Source organism: Bacteroidales bacterium (assembly GCA_031275285.1).
Lineage (GTDB): Bacteria > Bacteroidota > Bacteroidia > Bacteroidales > UBA4181 > JAIRLS01.
The window spans coordinates 1-9,246 of record JAISOY010000021.1 but is presented as its reverse complement, the minus strand read 5'-3'; the positions used below and the strand labels follow the sequence as shown (position 1 = coordinate 9,246).

10 protein-coding genes are annotated in these 9,246 nt (G+C 38.9%); 9 read left to right on the top strand and 1 reads right to left on the bottom strand.

The window, feature by feature from the left end; translation table 11 throughout:
* From LBQ60_02105 to LBQ60_02090, 4 genes are all read left to right on the top strand, one after another.
* Positions 1-539 (top strand): S46 family peptidase (locus LBQ60_02105; protein ID MDR2036698.1); only part of this gene is annotated, 539 nt, incomplete at its 5' end.
* 97 nt (positions 540-636) lie between these two features.
* On the top strand, positions 637-2,658 hold the full coding sequence (locus LBQ60_02100) for an alpha amylase C-terminal domain-containing protein (GenBank protein ID MDR2036697.1): 2,022 nt from the start codon (positions 637-639) through the stop codon (positions 2,656-2,658).
* 7 nt (positions 2,659-2,665) lie between these two features.
* Positions 2,666-3,241 (top strand): DUF3109 family protein, encoded by a 576-nt coding sequence (locus tag LBQ60_02095; protein MDR2036696.1) that lies wholly within the window; start codon positions 2,666-2,668, stop codon positions 3,239-3,241.
* A gap of 186 nt (positions 3,242-3,427) precedes the next feature.
* Positions 3,428-4,102 carry a 2-C-methyl-D-erythritol 4-phosphate cytidylyltransferase gene (locus tag LBQ60_02090; protein MDR2036695.1) on the top strand — a complete coding sequence of 225 codons (675 nt, stop codon included), beginning with the start codon at positions 3,428-3,430 and terminating at the stop codon, positions 4,100-4,102.
* Between the two features lie 87 nt (positions 4,103-4,189).
* Here LBQ60_02090 and LBQ60_02085 read toward each other — a convergent pair whose 3' ends face one another.
* Positions 4,190-4,885, bottom strand: a complete 696-nt coding sequence (locus LBQ60_02085; protein MDR2036694.1) for a hypothetical protein — start codon at positions 4,883-4,885, stop codon at positions 4,190-4,192.
* Positions 4,886-5,174: 289 nt separating this feature from the next.
* Here LBQ60_02085 and LBQ60_02080 point away from each other — a divergent pair, with 289 nt between their 5' ends.
* From LBQ60_02080 to LBQ60_02060, 5 genes are all read left to right on the top strand, one after another.
* Positions 5,175-6,545 carry a hypothetical protein gene (locus LBQ60_02080; protein ID MDR2036693.1) on the top strand — a complete coding sequence of 457 codons (1,371 nt, stop codon included), beginning with the start codon at positions 5,175-5,177 and terminating at the stop codon, positions 6,543-6,545.
* Complete coding sequence (locus LBQ60_02075) at positions 6,546-6,944, top strand: hypothetical protein (protein MDR2036692.1); 399 nt, start codon at positions 6,546-6,548, stop codon at positions 6,942-6,944.
* A gap of 34 nt (positions 6,945-6,978) precedes the next feature.
* Positions 6,979-7,356 (top strand): DUF4180 domain-containing protein, encoded by a 378-nt coding sequence (locus LBQ60_02070; GenBank protein ID MDR2036691.1) that lies wholly within the window; start codon positions 6,979-6,981, stop codon positions 7,354-7,356.
* A gap of 355 nt (positions 7,357-7,711) precedes the next feature.
* Positions 7,712-8,563 (top strand): YceI family protein, encoded by an 852-nt coding sequence (locus LBQ60_02065; GenBank protein ID MDR2036690.1) that lies wholly within the window; start codon positions 7,712-7,714, stop codon positions 8,561-8,563.
* A 500-nt stretch (positions 8,564-9,063) separates the two neighbouring features.
* A partial coding sequence (locus tag LBQ60_02060) for a hypothetical protein (GenBank protein ID MDR2036689.1) occupies positions 9,064-9,246 on the top strand: 183 nt, incomplete at its 3' end.

Below are 9,246 nucleotides of genomic sequence, written 5' to 3'. Positions count from 1 at the left end.
TAACACTGGGAAATGAACTGAAAGGTAAGGGATATCGTTTATATATTGCGGGAAACATAGAAATGGATAAAAATAAAAAATGGTATCCGGACGCTAATTTTACCATGCGTTTGACTTATGGATCTGTCAAGGATTATTTTCCACGTGATGCCGTGTACTATAATTATTATACGACATTGGCAGGGGTCATGGAAAAAGAGGATCCCTCCAATTGGGAATTTGTAGTTCCTCAACGTTTGAAGGAATTATATGAAAAAAAGGATTTTGGTGTTTATGCTGATAAAAACGGTGAAATGCCGGTCTGTTTTATCTCCAACAATGATATTACCGGTGGTAATTCGGGAAGTCCGGTCATTAACGGAAAAGGCCATTTGCTCGGCCTGGCTTTTGACGGGAACTGGGAAGCCATGAGTGGAGATATTGTCTTTGAGCCTGACCTTCAACGTTGTATAAGTGTAGATATCCGTTACGTATTGTTCATTATTGATAAATATGCAGGTGCCCGGCATCTGATTGATGAAATGACCATTATCCGTTAATGGATTCGATGTTCGTCAATGATGTTTAAGTACATGAATATTTATTCAGGAACCTTATTGTAAGCAAAACAGTTTGAATAATTAAACCCATACAAACATGATCACTCCGGTATTGGTTCAGAATGATCCGTGGTTACAGCCGTTTACAGGACAAATAACCCAGCGTAAAGTCCGTTTTGACCATAAAGGGAAAGAGTTGATAAGGGGCACGACGCTGTCTGATTTTGCATCCGGTTATCTTTATTTCGGATTGCATCGTACGGTTACAGGATGGGTTTTTCGTGAATGGGCTCCCAATGCTACTTCGATTTATATGATCGGTGACTTTTCGGAATGGAAGCCGGATCCGGTTTATGCTTTAAAACCACTGCCCCGGGGAGTATGGGAAATTGAACTGCCGGAAGATAAATTGCATCATGGTGCCTTATACCGTTTGCTCGTTTCCTGGAAGGGTGGGCAGGGAGAACGTATCCCTTCTTATGCCAACCGTACAGTGCAGGATGAACATACTAAAATTTTCAGTGCCCAGGTATGGAATCCGGAGCAACCATATAATTGGAAAATCAGTGATTTTAAGCCGTCAAATCCGGTTCCATTGATCTATGAAAGCCATGTCGGAATGGCTACTGAGGAATACCGGGTTGGGACATATACAGAGTACCGGGATCAAATCATCCCGTATATCAAGCAATCAGGTTATAATACCGTACAATTGATGGCCATTCAGGAACATCCCTACTATGGTTCATTTGGTTATCAAGTGTCTAATTTTTTTGCCGTATCATCACGGTTCGGCACACCCGATGATTTTAAATCGCTCGTAGATACTGCACACGAAAACGGATTGCGGGTGATTATGGATCTGGTACATTCCCATTCTGTGAAAAATGTGGCCGAAGGGCTTAATATATTTGACGGAACCCCTTACCAGTACTTCTTTGGCGATGGCCGCCGGAATCATCCGGCATGGGATTCACTGTGTTTTGACTATGGCAAGAACGAAGTATTACATTTTTTACTGTCCAATTGTAAATATTGGATAGAAGAATTTCATATTGATGGATTTCGTTTTGACGCAGTAACAAGCATGCTGTATACTCATCATGGGTTATCAGTGGATTTTACAGAGTATAGTATGTATTTTGACGGCTCGGAAGACACCGATGCGACCACCTACCTGATGCTGGCCAATGAACTGATTCATCAGGTAAAACCGGAAGCAATCACGATTGCCGAAGAGATGAGCGGTATGCCCGGACTTGCTACATCCATTGAATACGGAGGGATTGGGTTCGATTATCGCTTGGCTATGGGAACACCTGATTACTGGATCAGGATCATCAAGGGTAAAAATGATAATGACTGGAATGTAGGCGAGATCTATTATGAATTAAGCCGTAAACGTGACGATGAAAAAACCATCGGGTATGTCGAATCCCATGACCAGGCTTTGGTCGGTGATAAAACCATATTTTTCCGTCTTATCGATAAAGAAATTTATGACCACATGTCTGTCAACGATAATAGTCTGATTGTTGATCGGGGTATAGCTTTGCATAAAATGATCCGTTTAGTAACCATGGCCACGGCCGGGAATGGTTATTTGTGTTTCATGGGTAACGAGTTCGGGCATCCGGAGTGGATCGATTTTCCGCGTGAAGGAAATAACTGGTCATATAAATATGCACGCCGGCAATGGAGTTTATTAGAAAATCCGGATTTAAAATTTCATTTTTTAGCGGATTTTGACCGGGCAATGTTGAATTTGCTTGGTAATGATGATTTCTTCAGTCAACGTCCCGAATTGTTGCTGGAAGACCACAAACATCAGATCCTGGCGTTCCGCCGTAATGAACTTATTTTCGTTTTTAATTTCAATCCTACTCAATCATTTCCTGACTATGGTATCCCCACGGGGAAAGGGAAGTTCAGGATCGTGCTCAATACGGATGCAAAGCCGTTTTATGGCTTCGGGAGAATTGACGAATCGTTGAATTATTTTTCGGACAGTATCCTTGAAGACCGTCCGATGGAAAATACTTACCTGAAAGTATATATTCCAGCCCGTTGTGCGTTGGTATTTAAAAGACTACCCGTAAAAAGTATTTATTCGATATAGATTGAGCATGATACAAGTTGGAGAGGCCATTGTCTCACTGGATGTTTTTGAAAAGAAATTCGTATGCAATATTCCCAAATGTAAAGGAATGTGTTGCGTATATGGAGAATCAGGCGCACCTCTTGAAGAAGGGGAGGTAGCTATTTTGGAACAGATTTACCCGAAAGTAAAACCCTACATGACACAAGAAGGGATAGATGTTATCGAAAAAGGTGGCGTTTATGTAACCGATTTTGATGATGATAAAGTGACGCCCCTTGTCGGCGTTGAAGATTGTGCTTACGCTTGTTCCGAAAAGGGGATTATCTTTTGTGCCATTGAGAAAGCATACCTGAATGGTGAGATAGACTTCCGAAAACCTGTTTCTTGTCATTTATATCCAATCCGCATTACAAAATATACTGATTTCGAAGCTGTGAACTACCATCAGTGGAACATTTGCTCTGATGCACTGAAACTGGGGGAAAAGTCGGGAACTCCATTATATGTTTTCCTGAAAGAACCCTTGATCCGGAAATATGGTGAAGAATGGTACGACCAACTTTGCATTGCAGCCGGGTATCTAAGCCAATTGGGAAAATAAAATACTTTTGTTCGTGTTTTTTACGGATAAATCTAATGGATAATGATGAGATAAACCGGTATTTTTAGAATTTATGAAATATCCATGAACATTACTGTTCATCCAATGTGATGAATAAAATTGGATATTTAGTTTCACTGAGCCCTTCGGGGTTCATGTGACCATTGAAAATTAAACTTCATTCACATGAAATCAACATATAGCAGTGCTGTTATTGTGGCAGGCGGTTCGGGAACAAGGATGCAGGCAAAGGTGCCAAAACAATTTATGGAACTATGCGGCATACCGGTATTGATGCATACGATTAAAGCTTTTTCCGACTACGATAAGAATATGTTAATTGTGGTTGTATTACCTGCTACTCAGTTAAAATATTGGGAGAACCTATGTGAACAATACCATTTCCTTCTTCCCCATACCATCGTTGAGGGCGGGAGTAACCGGTTCGAATCGGTGAAAAACGGCCTTTCCAGGGTTCCCGACTCCGGATGGGTGGCTATTCACGATGGAGTACGTCCTTTGGTCACTCAAGCAACCATCCGTTTGTGTTTTCAGGAAGCAAAGCAGTATGGTTGTGCCATCCCGGTGATACCGGTAACCGATTCTGTGAGGGAAATAAAAGAAGATAGAAATGAAGTAATCAACCGGAAGTCTCTCAGATTAGTACAGACGCCTCAGGTTTTCGATGCAAAACAATTGAAGGAAGCCTATCTGCAAAATTATGTTCCGGAATTTACAGATGATGCCTCTGTTTTTGAACGAAAAGGGCATCTGATTCACCTGGTGGAAGGTAATGCAGAAAACATAAAAATAACTAATCGGCAGGACATGCTTATAGCTACGGCCTTGATGACCGTTTAAAAATTATAGAATAAAAAAATGGCTGCACATTCTTCGTACAACCATTTTTTTGATAACAATTATGCTTTTACAGCAAATTCAGAACTATTACTGGGTCATTAGTAACAACTTGCGAGTATCAAATATAGACGAAAGTCTGCTCGCATAGGTATATCCGTATTTGGTTTCAAGGATCTTCCGAGTATACCAAATGGTTGTCTCGTTACATTTCCTATTTTCCAGATCCGGTTTTTCATTTTGCAATGCCATATTCACTCCCTCCCAATATTGGCCGAATTCGGGAAAATTTTCAAACAAGTCATGCGTCGGCCTCAACAAAAACTGATCGTAAGGACAATCTGCACGAGCTGCTAACTGATAGAACAACAATAAAACATTTTCGTTCTGTCGTCTGCAAAACTCTATCAGGTCATGATAGGCTGCTTCATTACATTTCAATGCATAATACGGATTGTTGACCAGAGAATATTGATCAACTCCTGCCCAGCTATTCAACCATGCCAGATATTTATTGTCAAATTCGTTGGTCACTTCCGGGCCAACAGTCTCGGCTAAAATATCCAGTACTTTCAGTTCGGTTTGGGTTAAAGCAGGTTGAATCCGTTCATTGATTTCTTCATTACAAAAAAGAGCACTTACCTCCTCATTTTCTGAATGAAAATAAGCCTCTAGTCTACTGTGTTCTTTCTGGGGCTGCTTAATTTCTGAACAGGCAACGAAAAAAGCCGGTAAAATAAACAAACCCAAAATAAATTTCCATTTTAAATGGTAAAAAAGACTCATCTATCTTAAATATTAAAAGAATAAAATCATTTTATTGATAGATGTAAAAAATAAAAAACGTTGCGTCATAAAAATAAAAAGTAAAAAATTACTACATAAACACTCTATATTGAAAAATGTTTTTGAATCTTTCCTAAAGATCAATTATAAAGATGATGGGATATAAAATGCTGATAGGCATGGAAAGAGTATTCCGGGAGAAAATAAAATGTAAAATATTCTTTTAAAATATTCTATATTTGCGACTTAATATCTTTTTGCAATAATATATTATTTCAATAAATTACTTATGAACGACGCGTCAAATACCCCGGAAAAGATAAATTCGGAAAATAAAAAAATAAATCCTGCAATAGATCAACCAACCATCGATATTCTAAGGAATCATCAGAGTATTGGCTATGCGTTTGGTGGCGGACTTCTGGCAGCATTCATCAGTGCTGTTGTCTGGGCGGTAATAACTGTTGCTACCAAGTACCAAGTTGGCTATATGGCAATTGCTGTCGGGTTATTTGTCGGATTTTCCGTTCGTTTCTTCGGAGCCGGTATTGATAAAAAGTTTGGATTTTTAGGAGCAGCTCTTTCTTTGCTTGGTTGCCTGATGGGTAATTTGTTCAGCCAGATAGGTTTTATTGCCCATGAACAGTCGTTGGGATATATGGAAGCGCTATCTTATCTGAATTTCAACCTGATTACAGAGATTTTGGTCGAATCATTTGATTTTATGGATCTTTTCTTTTATGTTATCGCTGTTTACGAAGGATATCGTTTCGCATTCAGGCCCATAACCACGGAATTAGTTGATTCGGTGATGTCCGGACAAAGTGATGGCAGGTTGAAATACGAAAGATACCGTATGCCTTTAGTGCTTGGAAGTATTATTATTTTAGCTGTTTTCTTTTTTCAGGTACGTAGGGGAGTGAATGCTACCAAAACCTATACCTATGATTCCGGGCAAATTATGGCGGAAGGAGAATTAAAAAACAGTAAGGAACACGGTTGGTGGACCGTCTATTATGAAAACGGAAACATGATGTCGACCCAGTATTATGATATGGGCGTGTCCGATAGCATATGGCACTGGTATTATGAGGATGGACAGCTTTCCGGTATTGGGAGATACCGGAACGGATTGGAACATGGCGTATGGATATCCTACTATGAGAATGGGACTGTTCTGGATTCGGGGCGTTATCTTAACGGGAGAAAACACGGAAAGTGGATCAACCGTCATGATGATGGAAATCTGATGAATACCGGTAGCTATAATCGTGACCTGGAAGACGGCATCTGGGAATATTATCATGAAAATGGACAACTGTCCTCAAAAGATAAAATGCAAAATGGAGAACGAACGGGTGATTGGGTTGGTTACCATGAAGACGGAGTTCTTTCGGAAGAATTAACCTACCTCGAGAATGGCGATATTTTGATCCGGAATACCTGGAATGAAAACGGACAACCTGTAATTATCGACGGGAACGGATTGAGCCAGACGGTATACGATGATGGAAAGGTAGCTTCTACAGGAGAACTTAAAAATGGAAAAAGGTACGGAATGTGGACATTTTTCTATGAAAATGGCGATGTACAGGAAAAGGGTACTTATGAAAATGATAAATACAAATTGCTGGATGCATGGACTTTATCCGGGGAATAGATGATCAAAGAGGGCACCGGTACATATACCAGTTATTATCCGGACGGAACATCGGTGTTTGAGACAGGGGAAATAGAAAATGGTTACAGGACCGGAATATGGCGATTCTATGCTAATATGGGATATATCATTACAGAATCAACTTATGCGGATGGTGATTTATCAGGTATTCAAAGATCCTTTTATGAAGATGGAACCCCATACGCAGAAGGAGATATGGTAAACGGACTCAAAGAAGGTGTATGGCAATGGTATCATACGAATGGTATTCTTTCATCGAGTGTTACTTACAGTAAGGGGAAAAAAGAAGGAAAACAAACCATGTGGGATGAAAATGGCAGAAAGATCAAGGAAGAATACTATAAAAACGGGATCTTTGAGAAAGATGAATTATTTTAGCCATTAGTTTCCTGAAATTTAATGATTCAAAAAGATGAAATTTGAGACGCTGTCTATAGAAAATGGTAATATAGCCGTATTAACGGGAGATTTTGTTATCCGGACTGTTGACGATGCATTGGATGTGATCGCCAATGCCGGTTATCAGACAGGTTATGACAGACTGATCATTCATAAGGAAAATCTGGATCCTGATTTTTTTGAACTGAAAACAGGATTTGCAGGGGAGATCCTGCAAAAATTTACTACCTATCGGATGAAAGTCGGTATTATCGGTGATTTTTCGGAAATTAACAGTAAAAGCCTCCGGGACTTCATTTATGAAAGCAACAAAAATAAAATGATCGTTTTTGCCGGAACCATTGAAGGTGCCATAGGAATTTGGTACGGGAATCCTTCCGGTGCGGGATAATGATCCCATCGGTATGGATATTACTCAGATATTCATTATACAGCTTTTCAGATAACTTAACTAATAAATCAGCTTTATTTGACGGATTAAAAAATTTAACAAATAGGAAGCCGGACTCAAGGTTTGCTGTTTGGTGTTGTTTTTTCCGGATAAGGCAAAATTATAAAGGCACGATTATTGTTATATATCAGATCATAAGAAATTAACTAGTCATCATGAAGCATTTATTCTACTTAACCGGAAAATCCCGTATATGATATGTAGATTTTATCATAAATCACATGTATGATTAAACTTTTTTTCATGTAATCATGTTTATATAAAATACAATCAACAAAATACGTTATAATAAGTTATGAAAGCTAAATCATTAACAAATAAAAGTGGTGTATCCTCTGAAAAGGATAAAAAGAATGAATCTAAAAAAACAACCACAAAAAGTACGGTAAAGACTTCTGATCAGGCAAAACCTAAAGCAAAAACCGCAGAAAATAAAAAGACAGTAGCAGCAAGTTCCAGGAGCACAACTAAAAGCTCTACAACTGCGAAAAAAGCCGTAAAGCCGACTGCAAAAGCCACAACAGCTAAGGTTGCATCCAAATCAGACACAAAAACAACGGGTAAATCGACTGCAACCAAGGCAGGATCAAAAAAAGAAACCGTTCAAAAATCAACTGCAGCCGGAAAAGGTAAAGAAAAGAAAATCAATGTATCTTCGTCGAGATTACGCTGGAAAGGATCAGAACCTGCCGGAAGCCATACCGGTACGATCGGCCTGAAAGAAGGTAGCCTACATGTGAAGGACAATAAAATTACCGGTGGCCGTGTAATTATCGACATGAGTACCATTGTGTGTGAAGAAACCAATGAGGAACTGGGCAGAAATTTGAAAGCCCATCTGGAAGGAGGTGACTTTTTTGATATTGAGAAATATCCATATGGTGAATTCGAGATTAAATCCATCAAATCAAAAGGGGATCATGATGAAATCACTGGAAACCTTACATTGAAAAATGTGACGAAAAGTGTTACATTTCCTGCTCAGATCAATTATACCGAACACAAGGTCAAATGTTATTCATCTAATTTCCTGATCGACAGGACCGCCTGGGGCATCCATTACGGTTCAGCTAATTTTTTCAGGCATTTGGCTGATTCTTTTATTGATGATCATATTGAAATCGGTTTATTGATCGAAACCGAATAATTCATTGTTGGAATAAAAATTAAAAGAGGCTGTCTCACAATAGAAATTAAGTCTCTGAGAATTGAATATTCGGATTAGTTCTCGGGTAGGTATCCTAATAAAGAGAGGGTGAAATCACATTGTGATACACCCTCTCTTTGATTGATTTGTCTGGTACTAAATAATCATTACAGGTTTTTACGACAAAAAATATTTAATTTATCAGACCAGCCTTGCAACTATCTGTCTTTTTATAGGGCCTTAATTTTATATCTCTTTGAGAATGTATCTGTTCAGTGGGGCATGTGACATGATCAATGAAGTCTTTTGGCATTGTGAATACGAACAGTATCCTTTATTTCAGGACGAGACAAAATTAAAAAAAATCTTGTACGCAACCGGTTGCGTAAATTTTAGGAACGAAAAAGTTTTTCTTCAGATATTTTGTTTTTCTTTGCTTTCTGAGGAAGACATCAATATTACAATTGATTGTTGATAAAAGACTAAAAACTCGATTTATTTTGTACACCCTGCTCAATATATTGTCCCTACATGTAAGCCTTGTTAATAATGGCTTTGGCATAGCTCTTGCAGAGAGAGAGAGAGAGAGAGAGAGAGAGAGAGAGAGAGAGAGAGAGAGAGAGAGAGAGAGAGAGAGAATGAAAAAAAAGAGAGCCCCTAAATCTACAACTACTTATCAAGAA

What these genes read in the sequence shown, in the direction of transcription:
- LBQ60_02065 (MDR2036690.1), top strand. Translation starts at nt 7,712, where the DNA reads ATGAAAGCTAAATCATTAACAAATAAAAGTGGTGTATCCTCTGAAAAG.
- LBQ60_02080 (MDR2036693.1), top strand. Translation starts at nt 5,175, where the DNA reads ATGAACGACGCGTCAAATACCCCGGAAAAGATAAATTCGGAAAATAAA.
- LBQ60_02100 (MDR2036697.1), top strand. Translation starts at nt 637, where the DNA reads ATGATCACTCCGGTATTGGTTCAGAATGATCCGTGGTTACAGCCGTTT.
- LBQ60_02085 (MDR2036694.1), bottom strand. Translation starts at nt 4,885, where the DNA reads ATGAGTCTTTTTTACCATTTAAAATGGAAATTTATTTTGGGTTTGTTT.
- LBQ60_02075 (MDR2036692.1), top strand. Translation starts at nt 6,546, where the DNA reads ATGATCAAAGAGGGCACCGGTACATATACCAGTTATTATCCGGACGGA.
- LBQ60_02070 (MDR2036691.1), top strand. Translation starts at nt 6,979, where the DNA reads ATGAAATTTGAGACGCTGTCTATAGAAAATGGTAATATAGCCGTATTA.
- LBQ60_02090 (MDR2036695.1), top strand. Translation starts at nt 3,428, where the DNA reads ATGAAATCAACATATAGCAGTGCTGTTATTGTGGCAGGCGGTTCGGGA.
- LBQ60_02095 (MDR2036696.1), top strand. Translation starts at nt 2,666, where the DNA reads ATGATACAAGTTGGAGAGGCCATTGTCTCACTGGATGTTTTTGAAAAG.